Below are 17,185 nucleotides of genomic sequence, written 5' to 3'. Positions count from 1 at the left end.
CGGTCGCGCCAACTCTGCTTCAGGCAGATGCTGGGTGTGATCTGACCATCATACATATACGCGCGTAGATGTCGCGCGAATCCCCAGACTACAAGGCACGTCCAAAATTGTCCTGCCCATCGAAGGTGAACAGCGGGTGAGGCCTTCCGGTCCACCCGCCGCCCACCCGCCGGGCTCAGCGCCCGTTCAGCCACCCCGCGAGCTTGCCGCCCTTGTCCACGGCCCGCAGCCGCCGCTCGGCCGCCTCGCCGACCTCGTCGGTGGTGACCACCAGCAGTTCGTCCCCGCCGCGCAGCACCGTCGCCTTGTCCGGCACGAAGGAGCTGCCCTCCCGCACCACCAGGGTGACGGCGGCCCCCTTGGGCAGCCGCAGCTCGCTGACCTCCACGCCGGACATCCGGGAGCCGGGGGAGAGCGCGACCGACAGCAGGTGCCCGTGCAGCTTCTCCAGCGGGGCGGACTCGATGTCCAGGTCCTGGCCCATCGAGCCCTCGCCGATCCGCAGCTGCTTGGCCACCCAGGGCAGGGTCGGGCCCTGGAGCAGGGTGAAGACGACGACCAGGATGAAGACGATGTTGAAGACGTCCTGGGCCTTCGGCGCGCCCGACACCAGTGGGATGGTCGCCAGCACGATGGGCACCGCCCCGCGCAGTCCGGCCCAGCTGAGCAGCGCCTGCTCCCGGCCCGGCACCTTGAACGGGGTCAGCGTCAGCACCACGGACAGCGGCCGGGCCAGGAAGACCAGCACGCCGCCGATCACCAGCGCGGGGACCACTGCGGAGCCCATGGTCTCGGGCGTGCAGAGCAGGCCGAGCAGCACGAACATGCCGATCTGCCCGATCCAGGCCAAACCGTCGGCGAAGCCCCGGACGGCCGGGCCGTGCGGCAGCTTGGCGTTGCCGAGGATCACCGCGCAGATGTAGACGGCGAGGAAGCCGGAGCCGTGCAGCAGCGCGCCGCCCGCGTAGGCGAGCACGGTCAGGGCCATCACGGCGATCGGGTACAGGCCGGAGGAGGGCAGCGCGACGTGCTTGATCCCGTACGCGCCGAGCTTGCCGACCGCGAAGCCGATCGCCGCGCCGATCGCCAGCTCGGCGATGATCGTGCCGACCAGGACGTACCAGGAGTCCAGCTCGCCGGTGGTGGCGAAGGCGACGACCAGGATGACCACGGGCGCGTCGTTGAAGCCGGACTCGGCCTCCAGTAGGCCGGTGAGCCGGTGCGGCAGCGGGACCATGCGCAGGACGGAGAAGACGGCGGCGGCGTCGGTGGAGGAGACGATCGCGCCGAGCAGCATCGAGGTCCGCCAGTCCAGGCCGACCAGCCAGTGCGCGCCGGCCGCGGTGACGAACACGCTGACGCCGACGCCGACGGTGGCGAGCACGGTGGCGGCCGGCATCACGGGTCTGACCTCGCGCCAGCTGGTCTTGAGGCCGCCCTCGGCGAGGATCACCACGAGCGCCGCGTAGCCGAGCACCTGGGTCAGCTCGGCGTTGTTGAAGGAGACGCCGATGCCGTTCTGGCCCAGGGCGACACCGATCCCGAGGTAGATCAGCAGGCTCGGTAGCCCTGAGCGGGTGGATATCCGCACGGCGACCACCGCGACCAGCAGGATCACGGAGAACTCGAGGAGGAGCTGGTTCAGGTGGTCGATGTTCACGCAGTGGCACCTCGTGCAGGCAGGGGCGGGCGGGGTGTCTGGTGGTGCTGGAGGGTGCGACCCGTTAAGAAGGCGTCAATGCTCCTGTTGCGGATCGTTACTCAGTCTAACATTTTGCCATATCTTTAGTTTCTTTTCCTCCTCGGGCCCCCAACCGCCGCCTCCGGGCCTCCTCGTTGACCTCCTCCGATCCCACGGTGAGCGTCCCCCGTGCACGCCGCTCGGCCGACTCGGCCTAATGTGGTGCCCTGTCACGGCCCCCGGCCCTGGACACGCCCGCCCGCCCCGAAGTCAGGACCGCAAGGACCCAGATGCCCCGCTCGAAGAAGTTCCGGCGCGCCCGTCTGATCGTGATCGTGCTGGTCGTGCTGCTGGTGGCCGGCGTCGGCTACGGCGGCTACCGCGGGGTCACCGCGGTCCGCGCGTCCTTCCCGGAGGTCGACGGCACCGTCAAGGTGGCGGGCATGAGCGCGCCGGTCGACGTCAAGCGGGACGCCAACGGCATCCCGCAGCTCTACGCCGACACCAACGAGGACCTCTTCCGCGCCCAGGGCTACGTCCAGGCGCAGGACCGCTTCTGGGAGATGGACGTCCGGCGGCACATCACCGCCGGACGGCTGTCCGAGATGTTCGGCGACGGCCAGGTCGACACCGACGCCTTCATCCGGACCATGGGCTGGCGGCAGGTGGCGCAGAAGGAGTTCGACACCAAGCTGTCGGCCGACACCAAGAAGAACCTCCAGGCCTACGCGGACGGCGTGAACGCCTGGCTCGCCGAGCACCCCGGCGGCGAGAAGGCCTCGCTGGAGTACGCCCTGCTCGGCGCCGTCAACGGCGACTACCAGCCCGAGCAGTGGAGCCCGGTCGACTCGGTGGCCTGGCTCAAGGCGATGGCCTGGAACCTCTCCGGGAACCTCCAGGAGGAGATCGACCGCTCGCTGCTGGCCCAGGACTTCGGCCCGGACAAGATCGCCGAGCTGTACCCCGACTACCCGTACACCCGCAACGGCACGATCGTGAAGACCGGCACGGTGGCCGGCGACAACTACCGCCCCGCCGACGGCTCGCCCCCGTCCGGCGGCACCGCCACCACCCAGGGCGCGGCCACCACCAAGGCGCTGCTCCAGGGCCTCACCGACCGGATCGACGGCATGCCGCAGCTGCTCGGCCGCCCCGGCCAGGGCATCGGCTCCAACTCCTGGGTCGTCGCCGGCACCCACACCACCACCGGCAAGCCGCTGCTGGCCAACGACCCGCACCTCGGCCCCGGCCTGCCCTCGGTCTGGTACCAGATGGGCCTGCACTGCCGCACCAGCTCGCCGGCCTGCCAGTACGACGTCTCCGGCTTCAGCTTCGCCGGCATGCCCGGCGTGATAATCGGCCACAACAAGGACGTCGCCTGGGGCTTCACCAACCTCGGCGCCGACGTGACCGACCTCTACCTGGAGAAGGTCACCGGCCCGGACACCTACCAGGTCGACGGCAAGGACGTGAAGTTCGACCTCCGCAAGGAGACCATCAAGGTCGCCGGCGGCGAGGACCGCACGATCACCGTCCGCACCACCCAGACCGGCGCCCCGCTCATCTCCGACCAGAGCACCGAGCAGCAGAACGTCGGCAAGTACGCCCCCAACGGCAGCGCCGCCCCCGACCGCGGGACCGGCGGCTACGGCGTCGCCCTGCAGTGGACGGCGCTGAACCCCGGCAAGACCATGGACGCGGTGTTCGAGCTGGACCGGGCCCGCAACTGGGACGAGTTCCGGGCCGCCGCCAAGGACTTCGCCGTCCCCGCGCAGAACCTGGTCTACGCCGACGCCAAGCACATCGGCTACCAGGCCCCCGGCGACATCCCGGTCCGCGGCAAGGGCGACGGCAGCTACCCGGCCCCGGGCTGGGACTCCGCGTACCAGTGGAAGGGCTCGATCCCCTTCACCGCCCTGCCGTACAGCCTGGACCCGTCCGCGGGCTACATCGTCACCGCCAACCAGGCCGTGGTGGACCCGAGCTACAAGTACACGCTCACCAAGGACTGGGAGTACGGCACCCGGGCCAAGGAGATCACCGACCAGATCGAGGGCCTGCTCAAGAACAACGGCAAGATCTCGCCGGACGACATGCAGACCATGCAGCTGGACAACACCAGCATCATGGCCAAGACGCTCGTCCCGCTGCTGCTCAAGCAGCAGATCGACGACCCGTACGTGCGCGAGGCCCAGGACCTGCTGAAGGACTGGAACTACCACCAGGACGCCGACTCGGCCGCCGCCGCCTACTACAACGGCGTCTGGCGCCAGCTGCTCAGCCTCGCTTTCGGCCAGAAGTTCCCGGCCGACCTGCGGGCCAAGGGCAACTGTCTGCTGGTCCGCCAGCAGGACGACCCGACCAGGCCGGACAGCTCCAGCAAGATCGTCACCGAGTGCGGCACCCGCGACCCGGGCAAGGCCCAGCCGGACGGCGGCGACCGCTGGACCGAGGTGGTCCGGCAGCAGCTGGACAAGCCGGACAGCTCCTGGTGGACGTACATCGACTCCCAGCACAAGGAGCAGAAGGGCCTGGACAACCTGCTCAAGGAGGCGATGAAGGACGCCCGGCAGGACCTCACCTCGCTGCTCAGCAAGGACATCTCCACCTGGAGCTGGGGCCGCCTGCACAAGCTGACCCTGCGCGAGCAGACCCTCGGCACCGACGACTCCTCGATCGCCTCCGGCGTGGTCCACCGGCTGCTCAACCGCGGCCCGTACCGGCTCTCCGGCGGCTCGGCGGCCGTCGACGCGGCCGGCTGGAACGCGGCGGCCGGCTACCAGGTGGACTGGATCCCGTCGATGCGGATGGTGATCGACCTGAGCGACCTCGACTCCTCGCGGTGGATCAACGTCGGCGGCGCCTCCGGCCACGCCTTCCACGACAACTACAACGACCAGACCGACCTCTGGCTCAAGGGCAAGCTGCTGACCTGGGCCTACACGCCGGACGCGGTCGAGAAGGCCACCAAGCACAAGCTGGTGCTCGCCAACGGCTGACCCCGCACAACCCGCACGACCCCGGCGGCCCCGCTCCTTCTCCGGAGCGGGGCCGCCGCCGTCTCACCCCAGCCGGCGCAGCCCGGCGGGCGTGACCGCCAGGTCCACCGGGCGGTCGTGCGGCTCGGCCGGCACCTCGTCCAGCAGCTCGTGCTCGTAGAGCAGCACCGCCAGCACCGGCCGCGCGCCCGCCCGCCCCAGCCGGGCCAGCACCCGGTCGTAGCTGCCGCCGCCGCGGCCCAGCCGCAGCCCCCGCCGGTCCACCGCCAGGCCCGGCAGCAGCACCACGGAGGCCTCCGCGACCGCCTCCGGGCCGAGCCGGGGGCCGACCGGCTCCAGCAGCCCGCGCCCGGCCGGGGCCAGCTCCTGCGGGCCCTGGTAGGCGGCCCAGTCCAGGTCGTTGTCGGGCAGCAGCACCGGCAGCAGCACCCGCACCCCGCGCGCCCGCAGCGCGTCCAGCAACGGCCTGGTCCCGGGCTCGGCGCCCACCGACACGTACGCGGCCACGGTGGCGCCCGGCGCCGCCAGCTCCCCGGCGTGCCCGGCCAACGCGTGCGCGGCCTCCGCGCGGCCCTCGGCGGAGAGCGCGCGGCGCCGGGTCAACAGCCGTGTCCTCAGATCGCTCTTCTCGTTGTGCATCGGATCCTCCGCAACTCTGTGCCGCCGACCGGTCCCGCCGGCCGGCGTCATCGACGCGCAGAGCCTGACACGCGAAAGGGCGCCGCGATTGTCCACCCCGCTGCTGGTCCAGGCCCTGGCCGTGCTCAGCGCCCCCGCGCTGGCCGGCGCCACCGTGCTCGGGCTGCGGCTGCGCCGGTGCGGTGCCGAAGCCGCCGCCCGGCAGAAACGGCTGCGCGAGCGGATCGCCGAACTGGAGACCCGCTGCGCCGACCTGGAGCGCACCGCCTCCTGCGACCCGCTCACCGGCGTGTGGAACTACCGCCACCTGCAGCTCACCCTGGACCGCGAGATCGAGCGCGCCCGCCGCGCCGAGCGGACCGACCAGCCCGAAGGGCCGCGCCCGCTGGCCGTGCTGCTGCTGGAGATCACCGGCTTCGACGCGGTCGTCGCCGAGCACGGCCGCGGCCGCGCCGGCGCGGTGCTGCGCGACCTCGCCCAACGGCTGGCGATGGAGATCCGCCGGGCCGACACCCTCGGCCGCTACAGCGGGGAGGAGTTCCTGGTGGTGCTGCCGGACACCGGCGCCGAGGGCGCCGCGCAGGTCGCCGAGCGCCTGGTCTGGTCGGTCCGCCGGCACCTGCTGCTCGACTGGTCCTCCGGCCCGCGCGAGTCCCGCCCGGCCCACGGCAACGGCCTCACCGCCGCCGTCGGCGTCGCCGTGCTGCCCGAGGACGGCACCCACGCCGCCGTGCTGCTGCGCGCCGCCGACCGCGCGCTCGCCGAGGCCAGGGCGGCCGGCGGCGACTGCTGGCGGGTCCGGCCGGGCCCCGGCGACCGGTCGGCGGCGCGGCCGCCCGCCCCGCCCGCCGCCGGTGCGCAGCCCAACGCGACTGCCGAGCGTGACCGTTCGGAAAAGCCGGGTAGTCTGTCGCCCTGTGCCGGCGGGGACCCCCTCGCCCAGCCGGTCAATTCCCATACGCCTGCCGCCGTGGCCGGGCCCCGCGACGTGCTGTCCTAGCCGTCGACCGCGCCCGGCCGGGCGAAAACGTGCCTGAGTAAGGTAAACGCATGACGACGACCAACTCCCGAATCCCGGTAACCAAGGCCGTGGTACCCGCGGCCGGACTGGGCACCCGCTTCCTCCCGGCAACCAAGGCCACTCCGAAGGAGATGCTGCCCGTCGTCGACAAGCCGGCCATCCAGTACGTCGTCGAGGAGGCCTCCTCCGCGGGGCTGTCCGACATACTGATGGTCACCGGCCGTAACAAGCGGGCCCTGGAGGACCACTTCGACCGCGCCTACGAGCTGGAGGAGCTGCTCGCCCGCAAGGGCGACGAGGACCGCCTGCGCCGGGTCCGCGAATCCGTCGAGCTGGCCAACATGCACTACGTCCGCCAGGGCGACCCGAAGGGCCTCGGCCACGCCGTCTCGGTCGCCGAGCAGCACGTGGCCGGCCAGCCCTTCGCCGTCCTCCTCGGCGACGACCTGATCGACCCGCGCGACCCGCTGCTCGCCCGCATGATCGAGGTCCAGCAGGAGCTCGGCGGCTCGGTCGTCGCCCTCATGGAGGTCGACCCCTCCCAGATCCACCTCTACGGCTGCGCCGCCGTCAAGGCGAACGGCTTCGGCGAGGACGTCTTCCAGGTGACCGACCTGGTCGAGAAGCCCGAGACGAACGAGGCCCCCTCGAACTACGCCGTCATCGGCCGCTACGTCCTCGACCCGCTGGTCTTCGACGTGCTGCGGGAGACCCCGCCCGGCCGCGGCGGCGAGATCCAGCTCACCGACGCCCTGCGCGAGCTGACCACCCGCGAGCCGGAGGCCGGCGGCCAGGTCCACGGCGTGCTCTTCAAGGGCCGCCGCTACGACACCGGCGACCGCGCGGACTACCTGCGCGCTATCGTCCGACTGGCCTCCGAGCGCGAGGACCTCGGCCCGGAGTTCCGCTCCTGGCTGCGCGAGTTCGTCGCCTCCGAGCTGCAGGACTGACACGACGACAGAGAGCGAGCCGCCGATGACCGGGTCCACCCAACACACCACCGGATCCGCCGCAGCCTGCTGCGACGGAACCACGGACCCGGCACCGGCGGCCCCCCGCCTCTGGACGGTGGACGAACACCTCTCCGACGTCCTGGCCGCGGTCGGCCCGCTGCCCGCCATCGAGCTGCAACTGCTCGACGCCCAGGGCTGCCGGCTCGACGAGGACGTCCTCGCCGACGGCGACCTGCCGCCCTTCGACAACAGCTCGATGGACGGCTACGCCGTGCGCACCGCCGACACCGCCGGCGCCACCGACCCGTACCCCTCGGTGCTCACCGTCGTCGGCGACATCGCGGCCGGCGCGGGCGAACTGCCCCGGGTCGGGCCCGGCCAGGCCGCCCGGATCATGACCGGCGCCCCCGTCCCGCCCGGCGCCCAGGCCGTCGCCCCGGTCGAATGGACCGACGGCGGCACCGGCACCGGCGTGCCCGCCGACGCGATGACCGCGCCCGTCGAGGACGAGGAGGTCCGCGTCCTGCGCCCGGTCGCCGAGGGTGCCCACATCCGCCGCCGCGGCAGCGACGTCGCGGCCGGCACCAAGGTCCTGGGGGCCGGCACCCGGCTCGGCCCCACCCAGCTCGGCCTGCTCGCCGCGATCGGCCGCGCCACCGTCAAGGTCCGCCCGCGCCCCCGGGTCGTGGTGCTGTCCACCGGCAGCGAGCTGGTCCAGCCCGGCGAGCCGGTCGGTCCCGGGCAGATCTCCGACTCCAACAGCTTCACCCTCACCGCGGCCGCCCAGGACGCCGGCGCCATCGCCTACCGGGTCGGCGCCGTCCCGGACCGGGCCGACCGGCTGCGCGCCGTCCTGGAGGACCAGCTCGGCCGGGCCGACCTGATCGTCACCAGCGGCGGGGTCAGCGTCGGCGCGTACGACGTGGTCAAGGAGGTCTTCGAGTCCTACGGCGGCGTCGACTTCCGCAGGCTGCGGATGCAGCCCGGCAAGCCGCAGGGCTTCGGCCGGATCGGCGGCCCGGCCGGCGTGCCGCTGCTCGCCCTGCCCGGCAACCCGGTCAGCGCCTACATCTCCTTCGAGCTGTTCGTCCGCCCGGTCATCCGCACCATGCTCGGCGCCGCCGACGTCCACCGCCCGGTGGTCCGCGCGCTCTGCCCGGCGGCGCTGCGCTCCCCGGCCGGCCGCCGGCAGTTCCTGCGCGGCCGCTACTCGGCCGCGGACGGCACCGTCGAGCCGGTCGGCGGCGCCGAGTCGCACCTGGTCGGCGCCCTGGCCCGGGCGAACTGCCTGATCACCGTCCCCGAGGCCGTCACCGCCCTGCCCGCCGGCAGCGAGGTCGACGTGGTCCTGCTGGGCTCCTAGGGCGTGTCAGCCACGTCCTAGGTGTATTGACCATGAGCGTTGTTGACGGTGGTCGGGCTTGATCATGGCGAAGACCTCCGGTGTGGTGGAGGTGTCTAGGCTCCACACCACACACGGAGGTCTTCGTGTCCCACCGTAATGCCCGGCTGACCGTGCACGGCAGGCGGCTCCTGGTCGAACGCGTACGCGCGGGCCGTCCCGTGGCACACATAGCCGCCGAGATGGGCATCTCCCGGGCCACCGCCCACAAGTGGGTGCGGCGCTGGCGAGCCGAGGGCGAAGCAGGCCTGCACGACCGCTCCAGCCGCCCTCACACCACCCCACACCGCACCGCGGCCGCCGTCGAAGCCCGGGTCTGCGGGATACGCCGCGACCGCAAGCTCGGACCCGCCAGGATCGGGCCGATCCTCGGCATCCCGGCCTCGACGGTGCACCGGATCCTGACCAGGCACGGCCTGAACCGCCTGGCCTGGCTCGACCGGCCCAGCGGCGAACCGATACGCCGCTACGAACGCGAACGTCCGGGCGAACTCGTCCACGTCGACATCAAGAAGCTCGGCAACATCCCCGACGGCGGCGGCTGGCGCACGGTCGGCCGCGAGGCCGGCGACCGCAACCGCCAGGCCACCACCACCGAACGCAGGAGCCACAAGCCGGTCATCGGCTACAGCTACGTCCACTCCGCCGTCGACGACCACACCCGCCTCGCCTACAGCGAGATCCTCCCCGACGAACGCCAGGAGACCGCCACCGCATTCTGGCAGCGGGCCCAGGCATTCTTCGCCGACCACGGCATCACCGTCGAACGCGTCCTGACCGACAACGGCTCCTGCTACAAGTCCAAGCTCTTCACCCGGACCCTCACCGCCGCAGGGATCGCCCACAAGCGCATCCGGCCCTACCGGCCGCAGACCAACGGCAAAGTCGAACGTTTCAACCGCACCCTGCTCGACGAGTGGGCCTACCGGCAGCCGTACGCCAGCAACGCCGAACGCACCGCCGCCCTCGCCGACTTCCTCCACGGCTACAACTACCATCGCTGCCACACCGCACTCGGAGGCAAGCCACCCATCAGCCGCGTCAACAACCCTGCGGGTCAATACACCTAGGGCGTGTCCCGCGGACCAGGCCCCTCCCACGGGGTGGGGCGGGGGAGCTGTACGGTAGCGCGGTATTCCACCTGCGCGCCCCTGGAGCCACCCGTGACCACACCTCCCCCCGGCGACCGCCTCACCCACGTCGACGACCAGGGCGCGGCCCGGATGGTCGACGTCTCCGAGAAGGCCACCACCGCGCGCACCGCCGTCGCGGCCGGCCGGGTCCGGGTCTCCCCGAAGGTGGTCGAGCTGCTGCGCGGCGAGGGCATGCCCAAGGGCGACGCCCTCGCGGTGGCCCGGATCGCCGGGATCATGGGCGCCAAGAAGACCCCCGACCTGATCCCGCTCTGCCACCCCATCGCCGTCTCCGGCGTCACGGTGGACCTCACGGTCGCGGACGACGCCGTCGAGATCACCGCCACCGTGAGGACCGCCGACCGCACCGGCGTCGAGATGGAGGCGCTGACCGCCGTCGCGGTGGCCGGCCTCACCGTCATCGACATGGTCAAGGCCGTGGACAAGGGCGCCGCCATCGAGTCCGTCCGGGTGCTCAGCAAGACCGGCGGCAAGAGCGGTGACTGGTTCGCGCCGGAGGCGGGCGAGTGAGCGGGCGGAGCGAGCTCACCACCGAAAGGTCCGGGCGGATGAGGGCCCTTGCGGTCACCGTGTCCAACCGGGCCTCGGCCGGCGTCTACGAGGACCGGGGCGGCCCGCTGCTGGTGGCCGGCCTGACCGCGATGGGCTTCACCGCCGACGGCCCCCGGGTCGTCCCGGACGGCGAGCCGGTGGAGGCCGTCCTGCGCGAGGCCGTCGCGGCCGGCTACGACGTCGTGCTCACCACCGGCGGCACCGGCATCTCGCCGATGGACCTCACCCCGGAGATGACCGCCCGGGTGATCGACCGGCAGGTCCCCGGCATCGCCGAGTCCATCCGCGCGTACGGCCGGGAGAAGGTGCCGACCTCGGCGCTCTCCCGCGGGCTGGCCGGGCTCGCCGGACGTACCCTGATCGTCAACCTGCCGGGCTCGACCGGCGGCGTCAAGGACGGCCTGGCCGTCCTCGAACCGCTGCTCGCCCACGCCGTCGACCAGCTCGGCGGCGGGGACCACCCCCGGCCGGACGCACCAGCTTCCGGGAGAACGCACTGAACGCCGGTTGGCCGGTAGAACTCCACGAGGGGGAGGTCGTGCTGCGCCCGATCCGGGCCCGCGACCAGCGCGAGTGGCAGGAGGTCAGCCTCCGCAACCGGGACTGGCTGCGCCGCTGGGAGGCGACCGTCCCGCCCGGTCCGGCCGGGCAGGCCGCCGGGCCGCGCCCGACGTTCCGGCAGATGGTGCGCTTCCTGCGCGGTGAGGGCTCGGCCGGGCGGATGCTGCCCTTCGTCGTGCTCTACAAGGGCCAGCTGGTCGGCCAGCTGACCGTCGGCGGCATCACCTGGGGCTCGATGTGCTCGGCGAACGTCGGGTACTGGATCGACGAGGCGGTGGCCGGCCGGGGCATCATGCCGACGGCCGTGGCGCTTTCCGTCAACCACTGCTTCCGTACCCTCGGCCTGCACCGGATCGAGGTCTGCATCCGCCCGGAGAACGCCCCGAGCCGCCGGGTGGTGGAAAAGCTCGGCTTCCGCTCGGAGGGAATCCGCCCGCGCTATCTCCACATCGACGGCGCCTGGCAGGACCACCTGGTGTACGCGCTGACCGCCGAGGAGGTGCCGGAGGGGATGCTGGAACGCTGGCGGTCGATCAGTTCAGGCCGCGAGTCAAGTAATTGAATATATGTTCGAAAAAAATATCGATATGGCATCGCCGCGACGGCGGACTGGCACAAATACCGGCAAAATAGTCGGAGAATCAGCTTGATCACACGACACGCCGAGCCAAATTGCTGCCAGGCCTTCCCGGCGCCCGTACGGTGTGGATCGTGAGCAGTAGCGGCCTTATCTACGCCGTCATCGTAGGGGCCTGGGCCGCCTATCTGGTGCCGATGTGGCTCCGCAGGCAGGACGAACTCAACGAGGCGCGCCCGACGGAGCGCTTCAGCACCGCCATCCGCCTGCTGGCCGGGCGTTCGGGGCTGGAGCGGCGGGCAGCCCGGGCCCTGGGCGACGAACCGCGTGACGACGAGCACAGCAGCGACGGCCCTCCCGGACGGGACGGGGCCGCCTCCGGCGACCCCGCGGCGGACTCCGCGCCGCCCGCAGTGGAGCCCGAGTCCTCGCCCTCCGGCGAGCCTCCGCCCGCGCCGGTGCCCGAGCCCTCGCCCGCGTCCTCGCCTTCACCTTCGCCTTCACCTTCGCCCGAGCGGGGTGCCCGGGGAGAGCGTCCGGGCTCCGCGCCGCACGGCGGGGCGCAGCGCCGGGCCCGGCTGCTGGCCCGCCGGCGCCGGATGGTCACCGCCCTCTTCCTGGCCTTCGCGCTCGGCGCCGTGGTCGCGGCGGTGGCCGGACTGGCCTTCCTCTGGGTCCCGGCCGTCCCGGCGATCCTCCTCACCCTGTACATCGGCCACCTGCGCAAGCTGGAGCGCCAGCGCTACGAGGTGAAGCTCGACCGTGCCCGGGCCGCCCAGGCGGCCGAGCGGCTGCGCAAGCGCGAGCAGCAGCGCGCCGAGGCCCGGAGCGTCCCGGCCGAGGCCGTTGACACCCAGGCCCACACCCAGGTCCACACCCAGCCCCACGTCCGGGCCCACGCCCCGGCTCGTGCCCAGGCCCCGGCCGCCGAGGGGCGGGCCGGACGCCGCCCGCACCTGCGGCTGGCCGCCGACCCCGGCGAGGCCGCCGTCTCCGCGCCGTCCGCCTCCGCGGTGGCCGAGGCGACCGAGCACGAGGAGTGGGTCGACGGCATGCGCGAGCGCGGCGCGGCCGGCCCGGACTCCTGGGAGCCGGTGCCCGTCCCGCTGCCGACGTACGTCACGGCGCCGGTCGCCCCCCGGGTCTCCCGGGGCCTCGACCTGACGGCTCCCGGCACCTGGACCGCGGGCCGCCCCGCCGAGTCCGCCCGCAACACCCCGCTGTTCGACCAGTACGCCGAGCCGTCGGCCCCGGAGGCCCGCCCCCGCGCGGCCAACGAGTGACCTCCCCGGCCCCCGGACCAGCACCGCATCGCCGGGGGTGGTCACGGACCCCCTCCGGAAGGTGCTAGAGTTTCTTCTCGTTGGGGCTGTGGCGCAGTCCGGTAGCGCACCTCGTTCGCATCGAGGGGGTCAGGGGTTCGAATCCCCTCAGCTCCACCCAACAAGGGCCCCGCCCGGTCGTCAGACCGGGCGGGGCTTCTGCGTTGTCCGGGGGCGATCCGGCGCGGGGGTGCGGGAGTTGGCCGTGTGACGACCGTCACGGCGGGGTGGGGCGGTGAACTGACGGTCGGTCGCGCGCGGGAACAAGAGCGGGAACCGGAGCGGGAACGGCCGAGGGCCGGCCGGGGAGTCCGGCCGGCCCTCGGGGTCGGGCGAGGTGGGGCGGGGTGGGTCAGGGGCGCTGGGAGCCGGCGTAGGGGCCGGGCTGGGGGGCGCCGGACTGCGGCGGGACGGCGCCGTAGCGGGGCGGGCGGTAGCCGCGGGGGTGCCGGGTCAGGTTGTAGCCCAGGACGCCCGCCAGGGCGGCCAGGGCGCCGCCGCCGATGGTCCAGTACCAGCGGCTGTTCCAACCGGAGAACCAGCCGGTGTACCAGTGCTCCTCGGCCGCCACCGGGGCGGCCGCCTTGGCGGTGCTGGCGCCGCCGCCGGCCGGCGGGACCAGCGGGGCCTTGAGCTCGCCGCCCTCCGGCTGGGCGTTGTCCGCGTTGCCCTTGGCGCTGACGTGCAGCTGGACGGAGGTGGCCAGGCCCAGGTCGGTCTGCGGGACGTCGCTGACCGAGAGCCGCACGTAGTAGGTGCCGGGCAGCGGGTCGCCGGACCACGGCTCGGCCCAGGAGCGGATCTCGCGCAGGGTGCAGCTCAGCGTGAGCGTGCCGGTGTTCTGGTCGCCGGTGGCGTTCTGGGTGCCGGCGGTGCAGGACTGGCGGCGGCGGAGCCCGTCGAAGACCTCGGCGGACCAGGTCTGCGGGCCGTGCCGGTCGGCCGCGGGGGCCAGGTTGACGGTCAGGCCGATCGTCGGGGTCTGGCCCTCGGAGGCGCCGAACGCCCAGTACAGGTAGTCACCGGTGGAGGCGGCGACGTTGGCGTCCTGGCCGGGGGAGAGGTTGGTCGCGGTCAGGAAGGAGGTGCCGGCCTTGGTGGCCGGGGCCGGGGCGCCGCTCGCGCTCGCCGAGGGCGAGGGGGAGGCGGCGGAGGCGGTCGGGGCGGCCAGCGCGAGGGCGGGCAGCAGGGCGAGGGCGGCGAGGGCACCGCGAACGGTCGTGCGCGTGGTCGATCGCGTGGTCGGTCGCATGGTCAGTTCTCCCGCCAGACAGAGATCCGCCAGCGGGCGATCCAGCCGAACACCAGGCCGAACAGCAGTCCGGCGAGGGTGAGGGTGAGCAGCAGGATCCAGCCGCGGCCCAGGCCCATCGCCGCACCCTCGGGGGCGGACGAGGCGGTGGCCAGGTCGACGGTCAGCTCCAGCGGCAGGCCGGGGTCGGCCTGGACGCCGGCCTGCGGGGCCAGCGAGTTGCTGACGACCAGGCAGACGGTGGTCTCCGGCTTGGCGCTCGACGAGGAGGTCGGGCCGGTGGTGATGTAGCCCTTGGAGTCGCTGGTGGACCAGCGCAGGCCGGTGGAGATCACGTCGGTGCGGCTGCTGCCGGCGTCGGTGCCGCGGACCAGCTCCTGGCCGGTCGCGCTGGTGGCCTGCAGCAGGACGCCGTAGTCCCGGGCCACCGCGCGGTCCAGGCCGACGCTGACCGAGGCGCGCAGCTCCTGGCCGGACTTGACCGGGACCTTGTAGACGCGGTGCTCGGAGAACTTCTCGCGGTCGCTGTACACGCCCGGGGCGAGCACCGGGGCGCTCTCGCACTTGTCGGCGCCGGAGGTCTTCACCGGGGTCACCGCGTAGGTGTCGTTGGAGCGGTCGACCAGCTGCTTCACCTTGTCGGTGAGCTGTTCCTGGGTGCGGACGTCGGTGTAGGTGCCACCGGTCGCGTTGGCGATGCAGAGCAGCTGCTGGCGGGTCTTGTCGTCGTGGGCCAGGCCGAGGGTGTCGACGACCAGGTGGATGCCCTGGGAGGCGAGTTCACGGGCGACGTCGCAGGGGTCCGGCGGGGTGCAGGTGTCCTCGCCGTCGGTGATCAGCACCACCCGGCGGGTGGTCTCGCCCTTGCCGAGGTCCTGGGCCGCGCCGCGCAGGGCCAGGCCGATCGGGGTCCAGCCGGTGGGCCGCAGGGTGGCGACGGCCGTCTTGGCCTCGACCTTGTTGGTCTTGCCGACCGGGTACAGCTGCTTGGTGTCCTGGCAGCCCTGGGTCTTGTCGTTGCCGGGGTAGTTCGCGCCCAGGGTGCGGATGCCGAACTCGGTCTCCGCGGGCAGCGCGTCGATCACGTCGTTCAGCGACTGCTGGGCCACCGAGATCCGGCTCTTGCCCTGGATGTCCCGTTCGTTCATGGAGCCGCTGACGTCCAGGACGAGGTCGACCCTGGGGGCCTCCTTGGGCGCGGCGGCTCCGGCTGATGGTTCGTCGGCGTGGGCGGGCAGGCCGATGAGCAGCGAGGCGCCCGTTATCGCCAGGGCGCCCAGCAGGCTGCCGAGCCTGGTCTTTGGTCGTCGTCCGGTAGTCACCCGGTGATCCTAGGGATCATCAGTTCGCGATGGCCAAACGAGACCGGATCGTGCGCCACCCCGTCACGGCGTGAACTCCGGCGCGTGGAAAGGCCGTCGGGGCTGCGCGGACTTACGTCCGCCCTACCCGGGCCGGATAGCCTTCCGTGCGGGTTTCGTGCGGGTCCGGGCGGGAATGGGGGCGCGGTGGAGCTGGCGGGGGTCGGAAAACGGTACGGGCGGCGCGGGCGGTGGGTCCTGCGCGGGGTCGATCTCGCCGTCGGGCCGGGGGAGTTGGTGCGGATCGCCGGGGCGAACGGGAGCGGCAAGTCGACGCTGCTCCGGCTGGCGGCCGGGATCGAGCGGCCGACCGCGGGGCGGGTGGCCCGCCCCGGCGGTGCCGCGTACGTGCCCGAACGCTTCCCGCCCGCGCTGCCGTTCGACGCCGCCTCGTACCTGCTGCGGGTGGGCCGGGTACACGGGCTGTCGGCGGAGCGGGCGCGACGGCGGGCGGGGGACTGGCTGGACCGCTTCGGCATCGCGGACCGGGCGGGCACGCCGCTGAGCCGGCTGTCGAAGGGCACCTGCCAGAAGGTCGCGGTCGTGCAGGCGCTGCTCGCGCAGGCCCCGGTCCTGCTGCTGGACGAGGCCTGGACCGGGCTCGACCCCGACGCCAGGGCGGTGCTGGACGAGGCGGCCGCCGAGCGGGCGGCGGACGGCGGGGCGGTGCTGTTCGTCGACCACGACCCGGCCCGGCTGGCCGGGCTGACCAGCGCCGCCTACCGGGTCGGCGCGGACGGCGCGCTGCGGCCCGCCGAGGAGGCGGAGCCCGCGCCGGACGGCGGCGGCCCGGAGACGGAGGTCGAGGTGGACGTCCCGGACGGCACCCCGCTGCCGCCCCGGCTGCCCGGGACGCCGCGGCTCACCCCGCTGGGCGGCACGGCCGTGCGGCTGACCGTGCCGGCCGCGCACACGGAAGCGCTGCTGCGCCGGCTGCTGCTCGGCCGGCCGGCCGTCCGGGTGCTGGCGGTGCGGCAGCGGGAGGGGCGGCGGTGAGGCAGCTCGGGGCGCTGACCCGGTACCACCTGGAACTGCTGGTGCGCTCGCACGCCTGGCTGCCGCCGTTCCTGGCGTACGCGCTGCTGCTGGTGGTGGGGGTGTCGGCGGGCAACCCGCTGCTGGGCGACCTCGGCTACGGCGCGGCCGTGCTGCTGCCGGTGAGCGCCTGGTACGTGCGCAGCGCGCTCGGCGCGGAGCCGCCGGCCTCGCGGGCCTGCCTGGTCGCGGCGGCGGGGCCGCTGCGGGTGCACCTGGGCGCGCTGCTGGCGGCGCTGACGGCCGGGCTGGTGCTGGCGGCGGCCGAGGTGGCGGCGCTGTGGTGGCTGAGCGGGACGGTGGCCAACCCGGGGGTGGAGCGGCAGCCGCCGGTCGGACCGGCGCTGGCGGCCGGGGCGTCGGCCGCGGTGGTGTGCGTGCTGCTGGGGGTGGTGGCCGGGGCGCTGGCGAACCGGCCGGTGCTGGCGCGGCCGCAGTACGGCATCGCGGTGGCGCTGGCACTGGCCGCGCTGGCGCTGGTGGCGCCCCTCTCGCCGGCCAACGCGGCGGTGCGCGCTCTGGTCTCCGCGGCCCGCACCGGGCGGGTCGTCGTGCCGGGGGCGGAACTGCCGCCCGCCGCCGTCCTGCTGGCCGTGGCGGCGGCCGGGGTGGCGGTGCTGGCCGGGCGGCGGCCCGAGTGAGCGGAGGATTCATGCCAAGGGAGGACACACCGCAG

General features: G+C 73.4%; 15 protein-coding genes and 1 tRNA gene. 12 read left to right on the top strand and 4 right to left on the bottom strand.

Annotated features, from left to right (window positions below; translation table 11 throughout):
- Nucleotides 1–175 precede the first annotated feature (175 nt).
- Nucleotides 176–1,660: a potassium/proton antiporter gene (locus OG556_RS14520; RefSeq protein ID WP_371517402.1), complete on the bottom strand. Its 1,485-nt coding sequence runs from the start codon at nt 1,658–1,660 to the stop codon at nt 176–178.
- A gap of 311 nt (nt 1,661–1,971) precedes the next feature.
- Between OG556_RS14520 and OG556_RS14515 the strand changes: the two genes are divergently transcribed.
- Complete coding sequence (locus tag OG556_RS14515; protein WP_371517401.1) at nt 1,972–4,680, top strand: penicillin acylase family protein; 2,709 nt, start codon at nt 1,972–1,974, stop codon at nt 4,678–4,680.
- Between the two features lie 63 nt (nt 4,681–4,743).
- Here OG556_RS14515 and OG556_RS14510 read toward each other — a convergent pair whose 3' ends face one another.
- Nucleotides 4,744–5,319 carry a 5-formyltetrahydrofolate cyclo-ligase gene (locus tag OG556_RS14510; protein WP_371517400.1) on the bottom strand — a complete coding sequence of 192 codons (576 nt, stop codon included), beginning with the start codon at nt 5,317–5,319 and terminating at the stop codon, nt 4,744–4,746.
- Nucleotides 5,320–5,407: 88 nt separating this feature from the next.
- Between OG556_RS14510 and OG556_RS14505 the strand changes: the two genes are divergently transcribed.
- The 9 genes from OG556_RS14505 (at nt 5,408) to OG556_RS14465 (ending at nt 12,978) form a co-directional block, all read left to right on the top strand.
- Nucleotides 5,408–6,319 (top strand): GGDEF domain-containing protein, encoded by a 912-nt coding sequence (locus OG556_RS14505; protein ID WP_371517399.1) that lies wholly within the window; start codon nt 5,408–5,410, stop codon nt 6,317–6,319.
- A 50-nt stretch (nt 6,320–6,369) separates the two neighbouring features.
- The gene (gene galU / locus OG556_RS14500; protein WP_363585354.1) at nt 6,370–7,290 is read left to right on the top strand and encodes a UTP--glucose-1-phosphate uridylyltransferase GalU; all 921 of its coding nucleotides are present in this window, start codon (nt 6,370–6,372) and stop codon (nt 7,288–7,290) included.
- Nucleotides 7,291–7,315: 25 nt separating this feature from the next.
- Nucleotides 7,316–8,656, top strand: coding sequence for a gephyrin-like molybdotransferase Glp (gene glp, locus OG556_RS14495; protein WP_371517398.1), 1,341 nt, complete (start codon nt 7,316–7,318; stop codon nt 8,654–8,656).
- A 125-nt stretch (nt 8,657–8,781) separates the two neighbouring features.
- Nucleotides 8,782–9,765 carry an IS481 family transposase gene (locus OG556_RS14490; protein ID WP_371517397.1) on the top strand — a complete coding sequence of 328 codons (984 nt, stop codon included), beginning with the start codon at nt 8,782–8,784 and terminating at the stop codon, nt 9,763–9,765.
- 93 nt (nt 9,766–9,858) lie between these two features.
- Complete coding sequence (gene moaC, locus OG556_RS14485; RefSeq protein ID WP_371517396.1) at nt 9,859–10,359, top strand: cyclic pyranopterin monophosphate synthase MoaC; 501 nt, start codon at nt 9,859–9,861, stop codon at nt 10,357–10,359.
- Between the two features lie 38 nt (nt 10,360–10,397).
- The gene (locus OG556_RS14480; RefSeq protein WP_371517395.1) at nt 10,398–10,901 is read left to right on the top strand and encodes a molybdenum cofactor biosynthesis protein B; all 504 of its coding nucleotides are present in this window, start codon (nt 10,398–10,400) and stop codon (nt 10,899–10,901) included.
- Nucleotides 10,898–11,524 carry a GNAT family N-acetyltransferase gene (locus OG556_RS14475; RefSeq protein WP_371522704.1) on the top strand — a complete coding sequence of 209 codons (627 nt, stop codon included), beginning with the start codon at nt 10,898–10,900 and terminating at the stop codon, nt 11,522–11,524. The genes OG556_RS14480 and OG556_RS14475 overlap by 4 nt, the downstream gene beginning before the upstream one ends.
- Nucleotides 11,525–11,673: 149 nt before the next feature.
- Nucleotides 11,674–12,822, top strand: a complete 1,149-nt coding sequence (gene glpR, locus OG556_RS14470) for a gephyrin-like molybdotransferase receptor GlpR (protein WP_371517394.1) — start codon at nt 11,674–11,676, stop codon at nt 12,820–12,822.
- 82 nt (nt 12,823–12,904) lie between these two features.
- A tRNA-Ala gene (locus OG556_RS14465) sits at nt 12,905–12,978 on the top strand.
- Nucleotides 12,979–13,213: 235 nt separating this feature from the next.
- Here the strand turns inward: OG556_RS14465 and OG556_RS14460 are convergent.
- Both OG556_RS14460 and OG556_RS14455 read right to left on the bottom strand, forming a co-directional pair.
- A complete protein-coding gene (locus OG556_RS14460; RefSeq protein ID WP_371517393.1) occupies nt 13,214–14,113 on the bottom strand; it encodes a peptidase in 900 nt (299 codons plus the stop codon).
- 2 nt (nt 14,114–14,115) lie between these two features.
- Nucleotides 14,116–15,435 (bottom strand): VWA domain-containing protein, encoded by a 1,320-nt coding sequence (locus OG556_RS14455; RefSeq protein ID WP_371517392.1) that lies wholly within the window; start codon nt 15,433–15,435, stop codon nt 14,116–14,118.
- Nucleotides 15,436–15,621: 186 nt separating this feature from the next.
- Between OG556_RS14455 and OG556_RS14450 the strand changes: the two genes are divergently transcribed.
- Both OG556_RS14450 and OG556_RS14445 read left to right on the top strand, forming a co-directional pair.
- Nucleotides 15,622–16,470 carry an ATP-binding cassette domain-containing protein gene (locus OG556_RS14450; protein ID WP_371517391.1) on the top strand — a complete coding sequence of 283 codons (849 nt, stop codon included), beginning with the start codon at nt 15,622–15,624 and terminating at the stop codon, nt 16,468–16,470.
- Nucleotides 16,467–17,150 (top strand): ABC transporter, encoded by a 684-nt coding sequence (locus OG556_RS14445; RefSeq protein WP_371517390.1) that lies wholly within the window; start codon nt 16,467–16,469, stop codon nt 17,148–17,150. The genes OG556_RS14450 and OG556_RS14445 overlap by 4 nt, the downstream gene beginning before the upstream one ends.
- Nucleotides 17,151–17,185 lie beyond the last annotated feature (35 nt).

Source organism: Kitasatospora sp. NBC_01300 (assembly GCF_041435235.1).
In the GTDB taxonomy this organism is placed as follows: domain Bacteria; phylum Actinomycetota; class Actinomycetes; order Streptomycetales; family Streptomycetaceae; genus Kitasatospora.
Note: the sequence above shows the minus strand (reverse complement) of the source record. Positions and strands in the feature narration are given on the sequence as shown.